The sequence below is a fragment of the Microbacterium helvum genome, from assembly GCF_014779795.1.
GTDB classification, from domain to species: domain Bacteria; phylum Actinomycetota; class Actinomycetes; order Actinomycetales; family Microbacteriaceae; genus Microbacterium; species Microbacterium helvum.
This window is the reverse complement of sequence record NZ_JACXZS010000007.1, coordinates 229087-247693: the sequence shown is the minus strand read 5'-3', so window position 1 is coordinate 247693 and position 18607 is coordinate 229087. Positions and strand designations below refer to the sequence as shown.

General features: G+C 71.9%; 17 protein-coding genes and 1 tRNA gene. 7 read left to right on the top strand and 11 right to left on the bottom strand.

Annotation, left to right across the window (positions count from 1 at the left end; genetic code table 11):
- The first annotated feature begins 5 nt into the window (after positions 1 to 5).
- A tRNA-Ala gene (locus IF188_RS12485) sits at positions 6 to 81 on the top strand.
- Positions 82 to 132: 51 nt separating this feature from the next.
- Here the strand turns inward: IF188_RS12485 and IF188_RS12480 are convergent.
- A complete protein-coding gene (locus tag IF188_RS12480; RefSeq protein WP_191172129.1) occupies positions 133 to 726 on the bottom strand; it encodes a hypothetical protein in 594 nt (197 codons plus the stop codon).
- Positions 727 to 808: 82 nt separating this feature from the next.
- On the opposite strand from IF188_RS12480, the gene IF188_RS12475 reads away from it, so the two are divergent.
- Positions 809 to 1396, top strand: a complete 588-nt coding sequence (locus IF188_RS12475) for a TetR/AcrR family transcriptional regulator (protein ID WP_318152870.1) — start codon at positions 809 to 811, stop codon at positions 1394 to 1396.
- A gap of 38 nt (positions 1397 to 1434) precedes the next feature.
- Here the strand turns inward: IF188_RS12475 and IF188_RS12470 are convergent, their stop codons facing one another.
- Positions 1435 to 2136 carry a GntR family transcriptional regulator gene (locus IF188_RS12470; RefSeq protein WP_191172128.1) on the bottom strand — a complete coding sequence of 234 codons (702 nt, stop codon included), beginning with the start codon at positions 2134 to 2136 and terminating at the stop codon, positions 1435 to 1437.
- 69 nt (positions 2137 to 2205) lie between these two features.
- On the opposite strand from IF188_RS12470, the gene IF188_RS12465 reads away from it, so the two are divergent.
- On the top strand, positions 2206 to 3414 hold the full coding sequence (locus tag IF188_RS12465) for an MFS transporter (protein ID WP_191172127.1): 1209 nt from the start codon (positions 2206 to 2208) through the stop codon (positions 3412 to 3414).
- Between the two features lie 9 nt (positions 3415 to 3423).
- Here the strand turns inward: IF188_RS12465 and IF188_RS12460 are convergent, their stop codons facing one another.
- From IF188_RS12460 to hemE, 9 genes are all read right to left on the bottom strand, one after another.
- The gene (locus tag IF188_RS12460) at positions 3424 to 4386 is read right to left on the bottom strand and encodes a magnesium transporter CorA family protein (RefSeq protein ID WP_191172126.1); all 963 of its coding nucleotides are present in this window, start codon (positions 4384 to 4386) and stop codon (positions 3424 to 3426) included.
- A gap of 43 nt (positions 4387 to 4429) precedes the next feature.
- On the bottom strand, positions 4430 to 5755 hold the full coding sequence (locus tag IF188_RS12455; protein WP_191172125.1) for an FtsX-like permease family protein: 1326 nt from the start codon (positions 5753 to 5755) through the stop codon (positions 4430 to 4432).
- Entirely contained in the window at positions 5752 to 6450 is a 699-nt protein-coding gene (locus tag IF188_RS12450; protein ID WP_191172124.1) for an ABC transporter ATP-binding protein, read from the bottom strand. The genes IF188_RS12455 and IF188_RS12450 overlap by 4 nt, the downstream gene beginning before the upstream one ends.
- 90 nt (positions 6451 to 6540) lie before the next feature.
- Complete coding sequence (gene hemL / locus IF188_RS12445) at positions 6541 to 7854, bottom strand: glutamate-1-semialdehyde 2,1-aminomutase (RefSeq protein ID WP_191172123.1); 1314 nt, start codon at positions 7852 to 7854, stop codon at positions 6541 to 6543.
- Entirely contained in the window at positions 7851 to 8777 is a 927-nt protein-coding gene (gene hemB, locus IF188_RS12440; RefSeq protein WP_396652778.1) for a porphobilinogen synthase, read from the bottom strand. The genes hemL and hemB overlap by 4 nt, the downstream gene beginning before the upstream one ends.
- 71 nt (positions 8778 to 8848) lie before the next feature.
- Complete coding sequence (gene hemC / locus IF188_RS12435; protein WP_191172122.1) at positions 8849 to 9760, bottom strand: hydroxymethylbilane synthase; 912 nt, start codon at positions 9758 to 9760, stop codon at positions 8849 to 8851.
- The gene (hemQ, locus tag IF188_RS12430; RefSeq protein ID WP_191172121.1) at positions 9757 to 10440 is read right to left on the bottom strand and encodes a hydrogen peroxide-dependent heme synthase; all 684 of its coding nucleotides are present in this window, start codon (positions 10438 to 10440) and stop codon (positions 9757 to 9759) included. Before hemQ ends, hemC begins: the two co-directional genes overlap by 4 nt.
- Before the next feature lie 220 nt (positions 10441 to 10660).
- Complete coding sequence (locus IF188_RS12425; RefSeq protein ID WP_191172120.1) at positions 10661 to 11917, bottom strand: protoporphyrinogen/coproporphyrinogen oxidase; 1257 nt, start codon at positions 11915 to 11917, stop codon at positions 10661 to 10663.
- On the bottom strand, positions 11910 to 12968 hold the full coding sequence (gene hemE / locus IF188_RS12420) for a uroporphyrinogen decarboxylase (protein ID WP_191172119.1): 1059 nt from the start codon (positions 12966 to 12968) through the stop codon (positions 11910 to 11912). Before hemE ends, IF188_RS12425 begins: the two co-directional genes overlap by 8 nt.
- A gap of 17 nt (positions 12969 to 12985) precedes the next feature.
- On the opposite strand from hemE, the gene IF188_RS12415 reads away from it, so the two are divergent.
- The 4 genes from IF188_RS12415 (at position 12986) to IF188_RS12400 (ending at position 18596) form a co-directional block, all read left to right on the top strand.
- Complete coding sequence (locus IF188_RS12415) at positions 12986 to 14239, top strand: glutamyl-tRNA reductase (RefSeq protein WP_191172118.1); 1254 nt, start codon at positions 12986 to 12988, stop codon at positions 14237 to 14239.
- Between the two features lie 398 nt (positions 14240 to 14637).
- Complete coding sequence (locus tag IF188_RS12410) at positions 14638 to 16671, top strand: glycosyl hydrolase family 28-related protein (RefSeq protein ID WP_191172117.1); 2034 nt, start codon at positions 14638 to 14640, stop codon at positions 16669 to 16671.
- Between the two features lie 120 nt (positions 16672 to 16791).
- Positions 16792 to 17385: an ArsR/SmtB family transcription factor gene (locus IF188_RS12405; protein WP_191172116.1), complete on the top strand. Its 594-nt coding sequence runs from the start codon at positions 16792 to 16794 to the stop codon at positions 17383 to 17385.
- The gene (locus IF188_RS12400) at positions 17382 to 18596 is read left to right on the top strand and encodes an MFS transporter (RefSeq protein WP_191172115.1); all 1215 of its coding nucleotides are present in this window, start codon (positions 17382 to 17384) and stop codon (positions 18594 to 18596) included. Before IF188_RS12405 ends, IF188_RS12400 begins: the two co-directional genes overlap by 4 nt.
- Positions 18597 to 18607: the final 11 nt, after the last annotated feature.

Here is an 18607-nt window from a genome sequence, read left to right as displayed (position 1 = left end):
TTCACGGGCCTGTAGCGCAGTTGGTAGCGCGCCTCGTTCGCATCGAGGAGGTCAGGGGTTCGATTCCCCTCAGGTCCACCAGAACACCGAAGAGCCCGCCGGATCCGGCGGGCTCTTCTGCGTCCGGCCGACTCAGGCGGTCAACGCCATGACAGCGACGACCACGGCGACGATGACGTCGAGCACGGCGCAGAACTCGGCCAGCGAGCGGTCCACGACGCGCCCGGTGCGGTGATGGTGGACGTCCCACGCGGCGTGCGCGAGCAGGGCCGCGGCGACGAGCAGCCCACCCGCGAGCGGGTCCAGGCTGACGGCGATCAGCGATGCCGCACCGAGCACGAACATCGCGACCGTCTGCAGCGTCAGCGACCACCACGGCCGCGTGTGGTGGGTCGCAAGGCCGAAGGCGACGAGGCCGACCGCGAGGACGAGCATGAACAGGGTCGCATCGAGTCCGACCAGCTTGTGCAGTGCGATCAGCACGAAGGTCGCCGCGAACGCGAACCAGGCCGCGCTGCGGCGGCCGGTCGCGGCTGCGGCGAGGTACACGAATCCCGAAGCGGCCACCATCGGGGCGACGTCACGGCCGTCGCTGAGGCCGTAGGCCGTTCCGGCGGCGACGGCCACGCCGAGCGCGGCAGGCCAGAAGACACGCCATCCGGCACGCGCCGGGGTCTCGTTCGCGGCGCTCTGCTGCGTCCGGTCTGGGCTGGTGGTCGCGCGCATGGCGGCATCCTTTCTTGAACACTGGTGTACGAGATAGCAGAAACTGTACGCTGGTGTTCAAGTTAAGGGAAGGGTGGATGCTGTGACCGCGAGTGGTGCGAGCACCCCGGTCCGCGCGCAGCGGGCGGACGCGGTGCGCAACCGGCAGGCGATCGTCGAGGCGGCGACGCGGATGCTGGCGGCCGATCCCGAGGCGAGTCTCGCTGAGATCGCACGCGCGGCCGGTGTCGGCCGCATCACGCTGTACGGACACTTCGACTCGCGCGCGGCGCTGCTCGGCGAGGTGGCCGAGCGTGCGATCGGGCAGACCGAGCAGGAGCTCGCGCGCGTCGACGTCTCCGGCGACCCCCGCGAGGCTCTCGGTGCGCTGCTGCAGGCGACGTGGCACCTGACCCACAGGTTCGGCGCGCTCGTCGTGGCGACCGCGCAGGTGCTCTCGGCGGAGCAGGTGCGGCGCGCCCATGACGAGCCGGCCGCACGAGTGCGGCGGCTGCTCGAGCGCGGGCGCGCGGCGGGGGAGTTCCGGCGCGATGTGCCGATCGCCTGGCAGCTGAGCGTGACGCAGGCGGTGCTGCACGGGGCGTCGACGGCTGTGCATCAGGGCGAGATCACGGCGGACGAGGCACCGCGTCTCGTGAGCGAGACCGTGCTCGCCGCGCTGGCGGCCTGACCGTACCGAGGCTTCGGCGCGTCCGGTGCTCCGGCGGGTCAGACCGCCCTGAGCGACGGGGGAGCAGCCGACGACTCGATGATCGAGAGCCCGCGGCCGCGCAGGCGCCGGCGCTCCGCTTCGAGTGAGGCCAGCAGGCGGTCGCGCGTGCCCCGGCTGTGCTGCACGACGAGCTGTCGCGCCGCGGGCGCGTCGCGATCGGCGACGGCGGCAGCGATCTGCATGTGCTCGGTGCGCGCCTGGGCGCGCGACTCGGGCGTGCGGACTTCCAGCCAGCGGGTGCGGCTCAATCGGGTCAGCGCGCCCGCCATCGCCTCGGTGAGGAACGGGTTGCGAGACAACCGTGCCAGCGCGAGGTGGAAGTCGCTGCCGTCCTGCAGCCCGACCTCTTCGTCGTCGTGGTGGTGGTGGACCTGGGCAAGGGCGCCCAGCGCGGTCAGCTCGGCGTCTTCGGCGCGCTCGACGGCATGCTCCACGACGGCCGCCTCGACGGCTTCGCGATACTCCATCACCGCCCGGATCTCGGCGAGGTCGATGGGTGTCACCTGCCAGCCGCGGCCTTCGCGGCGCGTCAGCCCCTCGTTCTCGAGCCGCATCAGTGCGGCGCGGATCGGGGTCCGCGAGGCGCCGAGCAGGGACTCCAGTCCGCGTTCGCTCAATCCTTCGCCGGGCATCAGCTCCAGCGACAGGATCGCCGTGCGAAGCCGGTCGGCCAGGCCGCCGTCGCCTGCTGCGTTCATGAAGATCTCCTGGTTCACCAGAGTGGTATACCGTAATGGTACTCGACCGCCGCGGAGGAAAGAAGGCCCATGTCGAATCAGGTGGCGACACAGCAGGTGAGGACTCCGTCCAGAGCATGGGTCATGCTCGCGCTGGGCGTCGCCGCCCAGGCCGCGGGCACGATGCTCGTCTCGACGCCCGCCTACCTCATCCCGCTGCTGCATGCCGAGGGGATGCCGCTTGCTCAGGCGGGCCTGCTCGCCTCGGCTCCCACCTTCGGCATGGTGCTCACCCTCGTCGCGTGGGGCGCGCTGGCCGACCGCTTCGGAGAGCGGTGGGTCATCGCCGGCGGTCTCGCCCTGACGGGGCTGTTCGCCTTCGCGGCGCTGCCCGCGGACGGCTACGTCTGGCTCGCCGTGGTGCTGATGCTGGGTGGCGCCGCATCGGCGAGCACGAACGCCGCCAGCGGTCGGGTGGTCGTCGGATGGTTCCCGCGCCATCGGCGCGGTCTCGCGATGGGCATCCGGCAGATGTCGCAGCCGCTGGGCGTCGCCGTCGCGGCGGTGACTGTCCCCGCGCTCGCATCGGGCTACGGTCTCACCGCCCCGTTCGTGCTGTCAGGGGCGGCTGCGCTCGTCCTCGCGGCGCTCTGCGCGTGGGGAATCCGCAATCCGCCCCGTCCGGGCGCGCCCGCCGGTGCCGCAGACCAGGCATCCGCGAATCCGTACGCGCGCGACGGGTTCCTGCTGCGCATCCACCTCGTGTCGGCGCTGTTGGTCTTTCCGCAGTTCACGCTGTCGACCTTCGGCCTGGTGTGGCTGACGGCCGGGATGGGGTGGGATGCCGCGACCGCCGGTCTCGTCGTGGCGGGGTCGCAGTTCGTGGGAGCGCTGGGCCGCATCGTCATCGGGCACCTGAGCGACCGCTTCGGCACTCGTGTCGGCGTGCTGCGGTGGGTCGCGATCGCCGGGGTGGTCGCGATGGTCGCCCTGGGCCTCGCGGGCTGGGCGCACTGGGACGCCGTGGCGGCCGCGCTCTTCGTGATCGCGGCGACCATCAGCGTCGCCGACAACGGGCTGGCCTACACGTCCGTGGCCGAAGCCGCCGGCTCCCGCTGGTCGGGCCGGGCTCTCGGCATCCAGAACACCGGCCAGTTCCTCAGCGCCTCGGCCGTGGGGCCGGTCGTCGGGGCCCTGATCACGGTGGCCGGCTACCCGCTCGCGTTCGGGCTGGTGGCGCTCACACCGCTGGTCTCGCTGGCACTGCTGCCGCCCCGTGACCAGCACGCGGACGCGTAGGGCCGCCGTTCAACCGTCGTTGCCCGTCCAGCCCTTGCGGCGGAAGAACAGCCACATGCCCCCGGCCGAGATCGCCATCGTGCCCAGCCCCAGGAAGAAGAACGCCCAGGGGCCGGCGAAGACGTGGGTCACGGCCCAGCCGAAGTTCATGCCGAAGAACCCGGTGAGAAAGCTCAGCGGCAGGAAGATCGATGCGATGATCGCGAGCTGCTTGGACGTCTCGCCCTGCCGGTTGGCGACGGTGGAGAGGTACAGGTCGGTGCAACCCGTGACCATCTCGTGGTACGAGTCGAGCTCGTCGGTGATGCGGATCAGGTGGTCGTAGATGTCGCGGAAGTAGTCGTGGCTGTCGGCCTCCAGCCCGGCGAGGTCGGCGATCACCTCGATCTCGCGCGCGAACACGTCGCGCATCGGCACGACCGCCTTGCGCAGCCGCAGCAGCAGGCGCTTGAGGCGGAACGTCTCTTCGAGCTCGCGACGACCGCCGCCGGACGCGATCGCGTCTTCGAGGTCGTTGATCTGCTCGTCGAGGTCGGCGAGCATCGGGAAGTAGCTGTCCACGATCACGTCGATGATCTTGTAGACGTGGTATTGCTCGCTCTTGGGCGTCTTGGCGGTCGAGAACAGCGGGGCGACCCGCCCGAGTTCCGCGTACGGGTGGCGGTGCAGCGTCACGATGAAATCGCCGCTCAGATGGCAGTGGATCTCTTCGAGCGGGTGCGAGTTGCGGTCCTCGGGCTGCGACGACACGGCGCCCTCCAGCACGAGGAGCGCCGTGTCGCCGTAGGTGTCGAGCTTCGGGCGCTGCCCGAACGCGATGCTGTCTTCGACGGCGAGGGGATGCAGATCCAGCAGCGCGCCGAGCCGCTTGATGTCGTCGGGCGCGAGGTCGGTCGCATCGAACCAGAAGAACTCGTGGTCGCGTCGCAGCTGCCCGATCAGCTCGTCGTCGATGGAATCGAGGATGCGCATGGCTTCACCCTAATGAGCCGTGCCGAGCCCGGCTGCGCGACGCTCAGACCTCCGTTGCGGCGCGGTGCAGCAACGGCCTGGTCAGGACGAGCCCCAGCGCCACCACGCCGATTCCCGCCGCGAGCACCGCGGCGATCACGATGAGCGCGAGCGGCTGGACGAGCAGGGTGACGCCGGTGAGCGGCAGCATCACGATGGCCGCGATCACCGCTGAGCCGATCGCGGTGATCCGCAGCGGCGACATGACCGCGCGCCGGCGTGCGGCATCCATCGTGCGCTCCGGCATTCCGAGCATGTCGAGCGAGCGGTACAGATCCCGCCGGTCGAGGATTCCTGCTGCCTGGTTGACTCCCACCGAGCACGCCACCATCAGGAACGAGCCGACCACCGTGATGAGCACCCCGGTGCGGATGTCGGCGAACAGCTGCGCGCCCTCGGGGTCCAGTCCGCCGCTCCCGGTCGTGAGGTCCACGAGCGCGACCCCGACGCCCGCGAACACGGCCATGAAGCTCGTCATCGCAACCCCTGACACCTGCCGCCAGGCCGCTTTCGGCGACTCCAGGACGGCGCGGGCGGCGAGCAGCTTCGCGGGGCGCGCGGCCCGCCGCGCCTGCCGCTGCGCGACCAGGCGGAGGACCCACGGGCCTACGAGGTTCAGCACCGCGAGGGTCCCGCCGAACGCCGCGGCGAGGAACGCGATGATCACCATCGCGCTGCCGGCGACCTGCAGCACGCTCATGAGGCCGAACGACACGACGACCACCGCCACGGCGATGCCCGCACGCACCCACGACAGCTTCGGCGCGTCCTGGCGGGTGCGCACGCCCAGGGGCGAGATGACGACCTGCCGCAGGCCGAGCACCGCGCTCATGGCGGCGAGCATCGCGATGCCGATCACGACGGCCGCGATCACCGGCAGCCCGAGCACGACCCCGTCGATGCCGAGCGGTTCGCCTCGGAACGGCACGAGGGCGAGAGCCGGCACGATCGCGAAGTAGCCGGCGACCCCTGCGATCGCTCCGCCGAGCGCGAGCACAGTCGATTCGAGCACGGCCAGCGCCGAGACCGTCGCCGGGGTGGCGCCGAGCAGGCGCAGCGTCGCGAGCCGGTCGTCGCGACGTCGCGCCGACAGCCGCGCCGCCGCGCCTCCCAGCGAGGCCAGGGGCACCACGAGCAGCACGAGCGCGACGACGGCGAGCAGCTGGTAGCTGAACGCGATGTCGTCGCTCCAGGTCCAGAACGACTGGGCGCCGCCGAGCACCGTGAGCAGCAGCGCCGTCACGATCGCGAACGCGGTGGCGGGCAGCACCAGAGTCGCCGTGCCCGACGCGCCGGGCCGGGCGAGCAGCCACGCGACGCGCGCGATCATGCCGCCGCTCCGACGCGCTCGCCGACGATGCGCCCGTCGCGCACCTCGATGATGCGCGAGCAGCGGCCGGCGACGTCGGCGTCGTGGGTGACCATGACGAGGGTGCGGCCCTGACCGGTCGTGGAGTGCAGCAGTGCGCCGATCACCTCGGCCGAGGTCGTGGAGTCCAGCGCGCCCGTCGGCTCGTCCGCGAAGACGACGGCGGCACCCGTCACCTGCGCGCGGGCGATCGCCACGCGCTGCGCCTGGCCGCCGGAGAGCTGTCCGATGCGGCGGTCGTGCATCCCGCCCAGGCCCAGCGCGTCGAGCCAGCCCGCCGCGTGCGATGTCGCCTCGCGGCGCGACATGCCGTTCAGCATGAGCGCGAGGGCGACGTTCTCGATGGCCGTGAGCTCGGGGATCAGCAGCCCCTGCTGGAACACGAACCCGAACTCCTCCCGGCGCAGCTGCGAGCGATCCCGCTCGCTCAGCGCGTTCACCTGGACGCGCCCGGCACGGCCCTGGAACGTCACCGTCCCCGCGTCGGGGAGGGTGATGCCGGCGAGGCAGTGCAGCAGTGTCGTCTTGCCCGAACCCGACGCGCCCATGATGGCGACCGACTCGCCGGCCCGCACCGCGAGCGAGACCCCCGCCAGCGCGCGCGTGGTGCCGAACGACTTCTCGAGGCCGGTGGCCTCGATCACGAAAGAACTCATGCCTCCACGGTGCCGTGCGGCACCGCCGTGGCGCGTCCGGCGAGAGAGTGATCCCGCCCTGTCGCCGTCATCCTCGCGGATGATCCGGGCTCAGCCCGGGGTCGCCTCCGCGGCGGCACGGGCGGCGGCCGGCAGCGCCGCGACGATGCGCGACACGGCCTCGTCGTCGTGCGACGCCGACACGAACCACGCCTCGAACACCGACGGCGGCAGCGATACGCCCTGCGCGAGCATCGAGCGGAAGAACGGCGGGTAGCGGAACGCCTGCTGTGCCTTCACGGTGTCGTAGTCCGTCGGCGCCTCGGCCGCGAACTGGATCGAGAAGAGGTTGCCCGAGCGCTGCAGCACATGGGTGACGCCCGCTGCGGAGAGGGCGGATGCTGCGGCCTCCGCGATCGCCGTCGACGCGGCGTCGAGGCGGGCATAGGCGGCGGAGTCGAGGTGATCGAGCGTCGCGCGCCCGGCGGCGACGGCGAGCGGGTTGCCGCTCAGCGTGCCGGCCTGGTACACCGGTCCGAGCGGAGCCAGCAGCTCCATGAGCGCGGCCGGACCGCCGATCGCGGCGAGCGGCAGCCCGCCTCCGACCACCTTGCCGAACGTGATCAGATCGGGGGCGAACGGCACGGGATCGATGCCGTACCAGCCTGCGGGCCCGACGCGGAAGCCGGTGAGCACCTCGTCGAGGATCAGCAGTGCGCCGTGTGCGTGCGCGATGTCGGCGAGAGCGGCGTTGAAGCCGTGCGCGGGCGGCACGATGCCCATGTTGGCCGGTGCGGCCTCGACGATCACCGCGGCGATCTCGTCGCCGCGCGCCGCGAACACCTCGCGAACCGCCCCGAGGTCGTTGTAGGGGATGACGAGCGTCTGCGCTGCGATGGCCGCGGGAACACCGGCGGAGCCTGGCATCGCCAGGGTCGCGACGCCCGAACCCGCCTCTGCCAGCAGTCCGTCGGAGTGGCCGTGGTAGTGCCCGGCGAACTTCACGACGAGGTCACGGCCGGTCGCGCCCCGCGCGAGGCGGATGGCGGTCATCGTCGCCTCGGTGCCGGTCGACACCAGCCGGACACGCTCGACGGGGTGTGAGCCATCGCGGGTGACGCGGGCGGCGATGAGCTCGGCCAGCTCGGTCTCGCCCGGAGTGCTGGCACCGAAGCCGAGACCTCGGCCGGCGGCATCCTGAACCGCCTTCACGACGGCGGGGTGCGCGTGGCCGAGGATCGCCGGGCCCCACGACCCGACGAGGTCGACGTACTCGCGCCCTTCGACGTCGGTGACGTACGGGCCCGACGCCGACACGAAGAACCGCGGCGTCTCGGCGACCGAGCCGAACGCGCGCACCGGCGAGTTCACTCCTCCGGGCATCGCACCGCGGGCGCGGTCGAACTCCTGCTGATTCGTCGTCATCGGATCCACTCCGCTAGCTCCAGGGCCCAGTACGTCAGCACGGCGTCGGCACCGGCCCGGCGGATGCTCACCACCGATTCCTCGATCGCACGGCGGCGGTCGATCCAGCCGTGCGCGGCGGCGGCCTCGATCATGGCGTACTCGCCCGACACCTGGTACGCCCACACCGGGACGGGACTGGATGCCGCAGCATCCGCCAGCACGTCCAGATAGCTCATCGCGGGCTTGACCATGACGATGTCGGCGCCCTCGGCGAGATCGAGATCGAGCTCGCGCGCGCCCTCGCGGCGGTTCGCCGGGTCCTGCTGGTAGGTGCGGCGATCGCCCACGAGCGAGGACTGCACGGCCTCGCGGAACGGGCCGTAGAAGGCGGACGCGTACTTCGCGGCATACGCCAGGATCGGGGTGTTCGCGAAGCCGGCGTCGTCGAGCGCGTCGCGCACCGCGGCGACCTGACCGTCCATCATGCCCGACAGGCCCAGCAGGTGCGAGCCCGCCTCTGCCTGCGCCACGCCCATCTCGCGGTAGCGCTCCAGGGTGGCGTCGTTGTCGACGTAGCCGTTCGCGTCGAGCACGCCGCAGTGGCCGTGATCGGTGAACTCGTCGAGGCACAGGTCGGTCTGCACGACGAGCGCGTCGCCCGCCTCGGCGACCGCGATGCGGGTCGCGACGTTCAGGATGCCGTCCGGATCGGTCGCGCCGGAGCCCACGGCGTCCTTGTGCTCGGGAACGCCGAACAGCATGATGCCGCCGATGCCGGCGGCCGCGGCATCCGCCACCACTCCCTTGAGCGAGTCCGTGGTGTGCTGCACGACACCGGGCATCGACGAGATCGGGACCGGAGCCCCGCTGCCCTCGCGCACGAAGACGGGGAGGATCAGCTCGGCGGCGTGCAGCCGGGTCTCGGCGACGAGGCGTCGCATGGCAGGTGTCGCGCGCAGGCGTCGAGGCCGGGGGGTGAGGGGGCCGGCCCCCGCAGAAAGGGATCGATCGATCACGGGCGTTCTCCGGTGAGGCCGGCGGCGCCGGCGGCGAGCAGCTCGCGCGCGACCGCGCCCGCGACGTCGCGCGGGGCATCGGCGTCGGGCCATGCGGCGGCGTGCGACGACGTGAGGATGGTGGTGCCGTCGAGGCTGTAGACGCTCGCCGACAGGAGCAGGAGCCCGGCATCGACGACCGCACGGGCGCCGACGGGTGCCGAGCAGCCGGCTTCGAGCAGGGCGAGCACCTCCCGCTCAGCCTCCACTGCGGCACGGGTCTCGGCGTGGTCGAGGGCGTGGACGAGGTCTTCGTCGCCGCGGCGCACCTCGATCGCGAGGGCGCCCTGGCCGGGGGCCGTGGGCCACGCGTCGGCGTCGAGGAACTCGGTCACGACCTCGGCGCGACCGAGACGGCGCAGGCCGGCGGCCGCCAGGATGACGGCATCCAGCTCTCCGCTCGTGACCTTGCCGAGCCGGGTGTCGACGTTGCCGCGGATGTCGACGACCTCGAGGCCGGGGCGACGTGCGCGCAGCTGCGCCATGCGACGGGGCGAGCCGGTGCCCACGCGGGCGCCGTCCGGCAGCTGATCGAGGGTGAGTCCGTCACGGGCGACGAGCGCGTCGCGCGGGTCTTCGCGCGCCGGGATCGCGGCCACGACGAGTCGCTCGTGGGGCGCGGTGGGCAGGTCCTTCAGCGAGTGGACGATCACATCGCACTCGTCGGCCTCGAGCGCGTCGCGCAGTGCGCCGGTGAACAGTCCGGTGCCGCCGGCGCGCGACAGCGGCTCGTTCGAGCGGTCACCGTCGGTGGTGATCGTCACGATCTCGGTCGTGACGCCGGTGGCGTCGGCGAGGTCGTCGGCGAACATGCCGGTCTGGGCGAGCGCGAGCTTGCTGCCGCGGGTGCCGATGCGCAGCGTGGTCACGCCAGCACCTCGGCGATCTCGTCGAGGCCGATACGGCGTCCGGTGAAGAACGGCACCTCTTCGCGCACGTGGCGGCGGGCCTCGGTCTGGCGCAGGTCGCGCATCAGGTCGACGAGGTCGACGAGCTCGGGGGCCTCCAGGGCGAGGATCCACTCGTAGTCGCCGAGCGCGAACGACGCAACGGTGTTGCTCAGCACCGACCGGTGAGCGGCGCCCTTGCGACCGTGGTCGGCGAGCATCTGCCGGCGCTCGTCGTCGGGCAGGATGTACCAGTCGTACGAGCGCACGAACGGGTAGACGGTCAGCCACGCCTCGGGGTCCTTGTCGCGCATGAACGCGGGCAGGTGGCTGGCGGTGAACTCGGCGTCGCGGTGCACGCCCATGACGTTCCACACCGGCAGCAGGCTCGCGAGCGGCTCGGCGCGGCGGAGCGTCCGCAGCGCCGCCTGCAGCACCTCGGGGGCGACGCCCACGCCGGCGAGCCAGATCATCAGGTCGGCGTCGGCGCGCAGACCCGATACGTCGTAGAACCCGCGCACGACGACCCCCGAGGCCTCGACCTCGGCCACCGCGGCGGCCAGATCGCCTGCCGGCGCCGGACGCGCAGGGTCTCGCCGGAACACGGCCCACAGGGTGTAGCCGAGGGTGTCAGGGGAGGTCTGGGCCGGGGCGTCCGTCATGCCTCCATCTTTTCACGCGTGGCTGGGCGCGCTCCCCGCCCAGGGAGCCCGCATCCATCCCTGTCGCACCGCGGGGCGCTTACCCCTCCCGTGGCCCGCGGAGGCCTCTATCTATCCCGGTCGTTGAGCGGAGCGAGGAACGAGCGAAGACGAAACGCGGTGAGCCGCTCTCGAGAACTCGCTTCGCCGAGTCGCGCGCGTGGTGCGTCCGACGGGCGGCTCACTGCGTTTCGTCTCGCTCCGCTCGCTCAACGACCAGGTGGGGTCGGAGCAGGTCCGACGCCGTCCGCTCGGCATGCGCCACGATGCCCGCGAGCCCCGAGCCCGCGACCGTCTCGCCGACGAGCGTCACGCCCGGGGGAGGAATGGAGGCCGCACCCGGCCGCATCCACCAGACGTGCGCCGCGCCGACCACGGTCGGCAGCCGGACGCCCAGCAGCGTCTCGGCATCGGCGCGTGCCGCGGCCACCGGGTCGGACGGCGTCCGGTCGTACGAGAGCCGGATCACGTGGCGCCCGCCGGCCGCTTGGCGCAGCCATTCCCATTTCGCCGTGGCGTGCGTGAGCGCGCGGGCGCCCAGCGGTGCGCCCGCGGCCACGAGCAGGCCGGTGCCGCGGGGGGCGGCATCCAGTTCGTCCTGTTCGACGACGAGCGTGATGAGGTCGATGCGGCGACCGGGCGGGGCGGGCGCGGCCACTCCGGGCGCCGCGACGACCACGGTGCCGTCCAGGCGCGACAGGTCGTCGATGTGCGCGTTGAACCGCACGTCCCCGCCCCGTCGGGCGAGGTCGTCGGCGAGGGCCGGCACGATCCGGTGGAGGCCGCCGCGGATGCCCGCCACAGCCGCGCCCGGGGGAGCGGCCGCGCGAAGCCGGGCGACGGCGGCGCCCAGCGAACCGGCTTCGCGCACGGCGTCGGCGAGACCCGGGTGGGCTCGGGCGACGGGCAGCTCGTCGGGGTGCTGCGAGTGCACGCCGTGGACGACGGGGGCGACGAGGCGATCGAGCACCGCGTCGCCGTACCGCGCCCGCACGAGCGCGCCGAGGGTGCCCGGCACGCCCTCGACGGCGCGCGCGTCGAGTTCGACGGCGCGCGCGGCCGCGGTGCCGCCGACGACGCGCACGACGTCGTCCGCCAGCGGATCGGCGGGGATGCCCAACAGCGCCGTCGCCGGCAGCGGCAGCGGGTCTCCCGACATCGGCTGCAGCCAGGCCGGTCCCGGCGCCGGCGCCACGATGTCGTCCTGCAGGCCGAGCTCCTCGAGCAGGGCCGCCACGACGCCGCCGCGGACGGCGAAGCTCTCGGCGGCGGCATCCAGTCCGATCCCGGCGACCTCGTGACGGGCGACGGTGCCGCCGAGACGATCGGATGCCTCGAACACCGTCACCTCGGCGCCCGATGCCGCCAGTCGACGAGCCACGACGAGGCCGCCCACGCCGCCGCCGACGATCGAGAAGCGGCCGGAGTGGTCAGGCATGCGCGTGCACGAACTCCACGATGCGGGTGAGGACGGTCGGGTCGGTGTCGGGCGGCACGCCATGGCCGAGGTTCAGCACGTGCGCTCGCGCAGCCTGACCGCGCCGCAGCACGTCGACGAGGTGAGCTTCGAGCACCGGCCACGGCGCGCGCAGCAGCGCGGGATCGATGTTGCCCTGCACGGTGACGTCGGGTCCCACACGGCGCACGGCTTCGTCTAGCGGCAGGCGCCAGTCGACGCCGACCGCGTCGACGCCGACGTCGCGCATCGCCGCGAGCAGCTCGCCGGTGCCGACGCCGAAGTGGATGAGCGGCACGTCGAGCTCTCGCACGGCGTCGAGCGCGAGCGTCGAGAACGGCGCCACATGTGCGGTGTAGTCGGCCAGGCTGAGCGAGCCTGCCCACGAGTCGAACAGCTGGCCCGCCGACGCGCCCGCCTCGATCTGGGCGGCGAGGAAGGCGCCGGTGATGCCCGCGCACCACGTCAGCAGCGCGGTCCACGTCTCGGGATCGGAGTGCATGAGCGCGCGGGTCTTGAGCTGCTCCTTCGAGGGGCCGCCCTCGACGAGGTAGGAGGCGAGCGTGTAGGGGGCGCCCGCGAAGCCGATGAGCGGAGTGGCGCCGAGCTGCGCCACGGTGAGAGCGACGGCCTCGCGGATCGGCGCGAGGGCCGCCGGGTCGAGCGGCGGCAGCGCGGCGACGTCGGCGGCGGTGCGGACCGGGTCGTCGAGCACGGGACCGCGTCCTGCGACGATGCGGACGTCGACGCCCGACAGGCGCACCGGGATCACGATGTCGCTGAAGAAGATGCCCGCGTCCACGCCGTGACGGCGCACCGGCTGCAGCGTGATCTCACTGGCCAGCTCGGGGTTCAGGCACGCGTCCAGCATGTCGGTGCCCACGCGCAGCTCTCGGTACTCCGGCAGAGAACGCCCGGCCTGCCGCATGAACCAGACCGGCGTCGTGGCCGGCCGATCACCGCGCAGTGCGCGTATCAGCGCGGGGGGATCGTTTCTCTGAACGACGGAAGGGTGAGAGTCATGCAACGTCACACGTTAAGATTAGGCACGTGCTCCTCTGTCTGACCGCGAACCATCGGAACGCGAGCCTCGACATCCTGGAGCGTCTCTCGGTGGGGGCGCCCACCGCGACGCGTGCGCTCGTCGAGCGCGAGCTGTTCGTCTCGGGTGCCGTCGTGCTCGCCACGTGCAGCCGCTTCGAGGCCTACCTCGACATCGACGAGCCGCTCACCGGTGGCGAGGCCGTCGCGGTCGAGTCCGTCGTCGAGGCGATGGCCGAGGCCTCCGACGTGAACCCCGACCTGCTCCGCGCATCCGTCGCCGTGCACCAGGGGGCAGCGGCGGCCGCGCACCTCTTCGCCGTCACGAGCGGTCTGGAGTCCGTCGTCGTCGGTGAGGACGAGATCTCGGGTCAGGTGCGCCGGGCCCTGGATGCGGCCCGCGCGGACGGGCTGACCAGCGGCGAGCTGGAGCGGCTGTTCCAGAAGGCCACGCACACGAGCCGCGGCGTGCGCAACCGCACTCAGCTGCGCGGCGCGCACCGTTCGCTCGTGCGCCTCGCGCTGGAGCTCGCCTCGAGCCGCGTCGCCGACTGGTCGGCCGCGCGCATCGTCCTGGTCGGCACCGGTCGCTATGCCGCCCGCACCGTCGACGCGCTGCGTGCTCGCGGTGCCGGCGACATCCACGTCTTCTCGCCCTCCGGCCGTGCCGAGGGCTTCGCCGTGCAGCGCGGTCTGCTGCCGGTGACCGACTTCGCCGCCGCGGCCGCTCAGGCCGACGTCGTCATCACCTGCACGGCCGACGCGGTCGTGCACGCCGACGCCTTCGTCCCCGGCCGGCGCGTGCTCGTCATCGACCTCGGTCTGCCGCGCAACGTCGACCCCGCCGTCGGCGAGGTCGGCGGTGTCGAGCTGCTCGACCTGGAGACGATCCGGTTGCACGCCCCGCTCGAGGAGTTCAGCGCCCACGCCGACGCCCGCGCGATCGTGGGCGACGCCGCGACCGAGTTCGCGGCCGACCGTGAGGTGGGCCCCGCGATCACCGCGCTGCGCGGCGAGGTGCTGAGGGTCGTCGACGACGAGATCGCCCGTGCCCGTGCGCGCGGAGCCGGCGATGATGTCGAGGCGGCGCTCCGGCATCTGGCGGGAGTGCTGCTGCACAAGCCGTCGGTGCGCATGCGCGAGCTCGCCGTCGAGGGTCGCCTGGACGACGTCCACGGCGCGCTGGAGCTGCTGCACGGCCTGTCGATCGACGCCCCGAACGCGGCGATCGACGACGACGACGAGCTCTGGGCCACCGCGTAATTCCGCCGACGACGGGCCGACGCGGTGCGGCCGCCGCGGCATGGGATGCTGCCGGCCCGGGCTGCGGTGTGGCTGCTGCAGCGTGCGGTCGCCGCGCGCGGGTCGTGGGTCGGCCGCGGCGTGACGGCATCCATTCCCCTTCCTGTGCCGCTCCGAATATCGGAGAATCGCGCAGTTTCCGGAGGATTCGGCGCTGTGGGTCCGGAAAGTCGGGGAAAGTCCGATATTCGGATCGGCGAGGGTGGCGGAGGGATGCCACGACAGCGCAAGCGGGCGCAATTTACGCAAAGATGCCGCAGATTCACGCAATACTCTGACAATCGCTTGAGAAGTCTCGCGTCTCGCCTCTAGATTGGGCGCGAACGGGCATCGAGGCCCGCCCCGGATGAAGCGAGTCGATGACGACACGACCCCGTACCCTCGTCGCGGCTGTGGCCGCGGCATCCCTCACCGTCGGCATGGCGGTGACGACCCAGACCGCCGTCGCGGCCCCTCCGGGCTGGAACATGCCCGCTCCGGTCGTCACGCGAGCCGCGCTGGACCCGGCGCTCGTCGCCGGACGCGGAGCCGACGTCGCGTTCCTGGAGCAGGAGGCCGAGAATGCCGTCACGAACGGCACGGTGATCGGGCCGGGCCGCGAGGCGTACACGATCGAGGCCGAGGCATCGGGCCGGTCTGCGGTCCGCCTGACGCCGGGGCAGTATGTCGAGTTCACGCTGCCCGCCGCGGCCAACGCGCTGACGGTGCGCTACAGCATCCCCGACGCGCCCGACGGCGGCGGGCTGACGGCACCGCTCACCGTGCAGGCGGGTCCGCACGCGACCACGATGCAGCTGACCTCGCAGTACTCGTATCTCTACAACCAGTACCCCTTCACGAACGACCCGGACGCGGGGCTGCTGCACCCCGACTGGTGGCTCGCCGAATGCGCGTGTGTGCCCGCGGCGACGCCGCCGGCCTTCGAGCCGTCCGCGCCGTTCCGGCCCATGAAGTTCTACGACGAGCAGCGACTGCTGCTGCACAAGACGTATAAGGCGGGCGACAAGGTGCGGCTGACGGCGGCGCCGGACGTGCCGTGGACCGTCATCGACCTCGTCGACACCGAGCTGGTCGGCAAGCCCGTCGTCCTGAAGAAGGCGGTGAACGTCGTCGACTTCGGCGCCGACCCGACGGGGCGCCGCGATTCCGCCGACGCGTTCGATGCGGCGATCGCCGTCGCGCAGCGCAGCGGCAAGGTCGTCTACCTGCCGCAGGGCGAGTTCCGGGTCGAGCGACACATCGTCGTCGACAGCGTCACGATCCAGGGCGCGGGCAACTGGTACACGAAGGTGTTCGGCTCCGAGGTCGCGCTCGCCGAGCCGGCCGCGGACGGCTCGACGCACACCGGCGTCGGCTTCTACGGGAAGGATGCCGCCGAGGGCGGCAGCTCGGACGTCCATCTGTCGGGCTTCTCGATCGTGGGCGATGTGCGCGAGCGCATCGACACCGACCAGGTCAACGCGATCGGCGGTGCCTTCCACGACTCGTCGTTCTCAGACCTGTACATCCAGCACACCAAGGTGGGGATGTGGTTCGACGGGCCGATGTCGAACGTCACCGTCGAGCGCAACATCATCGTCGACCAGATCGCCGACGCGCTGAACTTCCACATCGGCGTCACCGACTCGGTCGCGCGCCATAACTTCGTGCGCAATTCGGGCGACGACGGTCTCGCGATGTGGGCAGAGGCGAAGGGCGGCACGACGCTCACGAACGCGCGCAACACGTTCGAGCGCAACACCGTGCAGACGCCGAACCTCGCCAACGGCATCGCCGTCTACGGCGGCACCGACAACGCCGTGGCGGGCAACCTCGTGGCCGACACGATCCGCGAAGGGAGTGCGCTGCACGCCGGATCGCGGTTCGGGGCACACCCGTTCGCGGGCGCGCTGACGTTCCGCGACAACACGACCGTGCGCGCGGGCACCCGTGAGCTCAACTGGAACATCGGGCTCGGCTCGCTGTGGGTGTACGCCCTCGAAGGATCGATCTCAGGCATCCACGTGACCGGCGACCACTACCTCGACAGCACGTACAACGCGATCATGCTGGTCTCGGAGTGGGGCGTGAAGGACCTCTACTCGATGACCGACGTGTCGTTCGCCGACGTGCGGGTCGATGGCGCCGGGACATCGGTGCTGAGCGCCCGAGTCAAGGGCGGGGCGTCTTTCCAGAACGTGGACGCCCGGGGTGTCGGCGCCGTCGGCATCAACAACTGCGGCTCGTTCGGGTTCCCGCCCACCGGCTCGGAGTTCTCGGTGGCAGACCTCGGCGGCAACGACGGCGGGGGGACGACCGGTCCGTGGATGGCGTCGTGGGAGCTGCCCAACACCATCACGTGCGACGACCGTCCGCCTGTGGTCGCACCGCCGGCCCCGTCGCCGTGGCCGTGATCCGCGTCGTGTGAGGAGTGAAGGGATGCCGCCACCCGGCCGGCTGGCGGCATCCCTTCGCGTGCACACAATCCTAAAGAACTCTTGCGAAAGACTTCTTTAGAATCTAATCTGGTCGGCATGACAGCTGAACGACGTGAGCGGATCACCGATCCGGAGCGGATCCGTGCCCTCGCGCATCCCGTCCGAATCGCGCTGCTCGACTACCTGAGCGATGTGACCGAGGCGACCGCCACCGAGTGCGCCGAAGCGCTGGGGGAGTCGCCGGCGAGCTGCTCGTTCCACCTGCGCACGCTGGAGAAGTACGGGTACATCGAGCGGGCGGAGCGCCGCGGACGCGAGAAGCCGTGGCGGGTGCGTTCGGCGGACTTCGACATGCGCCCTGATCCCGACGTCGCCGGGTCGCTGCACGCCGTGCAGGCGGTCGCGTCGGTCGGTCTGGAGTCGGAGTTCCTGCGCGCGATGGACTGGTTCTCGCGCATCGACCGTGAGAGCGACGAATGGGTGCAGGCGACGACGTTCACGCGCTCCTCGTTCTGGGCGACCGCCGAAGAGCTGGCACAGCTGAGCCGTGACGTGCAGGACCTCACCGATCGGTTCGCCGGCCGGCACGCCGACCCGTCGAAGCGTCCGGAGGGAGCGAGGTTCTCGAAGTTCTTCGCGGTGGTCAACCCTGAGCCCCTGGGTGACGCGAACGAGGAGCGTGACCGATGACCGGCCGACTCCGTCTTCCGGTCGCGTGGTCGGCCCCCGGGTTCCCGCGGCTGGCCGGCGCCTGGGTGGCCACGAACCTCGGCGACAGTGCGCTGTACCTCATGATCGCCGTGTGGGTGAAAGAGCTCACCGGGTCGGACGTCGCGGCCGGGTTCGTGTTCGTCGCGCTCGGGGTTCCCGCGATCCTCGCGCCGTTCATCGGCATGATGGCCGACCGGATGCCGCGCCGCCGGCTGCTCGTGATCAACAATGCCACGCTGGTGCCGGTGCTGCTGACACTGCTGCTCGTGTCGGGTCCGGGTCAGCTGTGGCTCGTCTACGCGGTGGTCGTCATCTACAGTGCGGCCGGGTATGTGACCGCCTCTGCGCAGTCCGGCATCATCCGGGCGATGCTGCGCGACGACCAGCTGGCCTCGGGCAACGGCATGCTGTCGACGATCGACAACGCCCTGCGACTGGTGTCGCCCCTCATCGGCACCGCCCTGTACGTGTGGCTCGGCGCTCCGGCGGTCATCGTGCTGACGGCGGCATGCTTCGCCGTCGCTGCGGTCGTCGTCGCCGGACTGCCGGTCGGGGCGGCGAAGCCCGAGCGCGAGCCCGGGCGCGGATACTTCCGCGAGCTGGCGGCCGGATTCGAGCAGCTGTTCGCGCCGCAGAGCCTGCGCGTGGTCACGATCGCGGTGGCGATCGGCTTCGGCGCCACCGGGCTGCTCAACATCGTGGTCTTCCCGGCACTGGACGCGATGCAGGCCGACCCTGCCGCGATCGGCGTCCTGGTGCCGATCCAGGGAGCGGGCGCCGTGATCGGCGGCCTGCTGTCGGCCACTCTCGTGACGCGCTGGGGCGAAGGGCGCACCGCCGCGCTCGGTCTGCTGCTGGTCGCGGCAGGCAGTGTGCCGTTCGCCTTCGGCTCGGTGATCGCCGGCGGCATCGGCATGTTCGTGCTGGGGCTCGGAATCCCGCCGACCGTGGTCGCCTTCGCGACGCTGCGCCAGCGTCTCACGCCCGACGCGCTGCAGGGCCGCACCGGAGCCGCCGGCAACGTCGTCATCAACCTGCCGCAGACGCTCGCGTCGGTGCTCGGCGCAGGTCTGCTGGCGGTCGTCGACTTCCGGGTGCTGATCTGGGTCTCGGTCGTCGCCGTCGTCCTCGGCGCAGCGACCGCCCTGCTGGCCCGTCGGACGGCGCCGGTGCTGCCCGCCGTGGCCTGAGGAACCAGGGG

Coding starts and splice junctions, on each gene's coding strand:
- hemL (WP_191172123.1), bottom strand. CDS start 7,854: ATGACGACGAATCAGCAGGAGTTCGACCGCGCCCGCGGTGCGATGCCC.
- hemQ (WP_191172121.1), bottom strand. CDS start 10,440: ATGACGGACGCCCCGGCCCAGACCTCCCCTGACACCCTCGGCTACACC.
- IF188_RS12405 (WP_191172116.1), top strand. CDS start 16,792: ATGACAGCTGAACGACGTGAGCGGATCACCGATCCGGAGCGGATCCGT.
- hemB (WP_396652778.1), bottom strand. CDS start 8,777: ATGCGACGCCTCGTCGCCGAGACCCGGCTGCACGCCGCCGAGCTGATC.
- IF188_RS12410 (WP_191172117.1), top strand. CDS start 14,638: ATGACGACACGACCCCGTACCCTCGTCGCGGCTGTGGCCGCGGCATCC.
- IF188_RS12480 (WP_191172129.1), bottom strand. CDS start 726: ATGCGCGCGACCACCAGCCCAGACCGGACGCAGCAGAGCGCCGCGAAC.
- IF188_RS12460 (WP_191172126.1), bottom strand. CDS start 4,386: ATGCGCATCCTCGATTCCATCGACGACGAGCTGATCGGGCAGCTGCGA.
- IF188_RS12455 (WP_191172125.1), bottom strand. CDS start 5,755: ATGATCGCGCGCGTCGCGTGGCTGCTCGCCCGGCCCGGCGCGTCGGGC.
- IF188_RS12425 (WP_191172120.1), bottom strand. CDS start 11,917: ATGCCTGACCACTCCGGCCGCTTCTCGATCGTCGGCGGCGGCGTGGGC.
- IF188_RS12465 (WP_191172127.1), top strand. CDS start 2,206: ATGTCGAATCAGGTGGCGACACAGCAGGTGAGGACTCCGTCCAGAGCA.
- IF188_RS12470 (WP_191172128.1), bottom strand. CDS start 2,136: ATGAACGCAGCAGGCGACGGCGGCCTGGCCGACCGGCTTCGCACGGCG.
- IF188_RS12450 (WP_191172124.1), bottom strand. CDS start 6,450: ATGAGTTCTTTCGTGATCGAGGCCACCGGCCTCGAGAAGTCGTTCGGC.
- IF188_RS12400 (WP_191172115.1), top strand. CDS start 17,382: ATGACCGGCCGACTCCGTCTTCCGGTCGCGTGGTCGGCCCCCGGGTTC.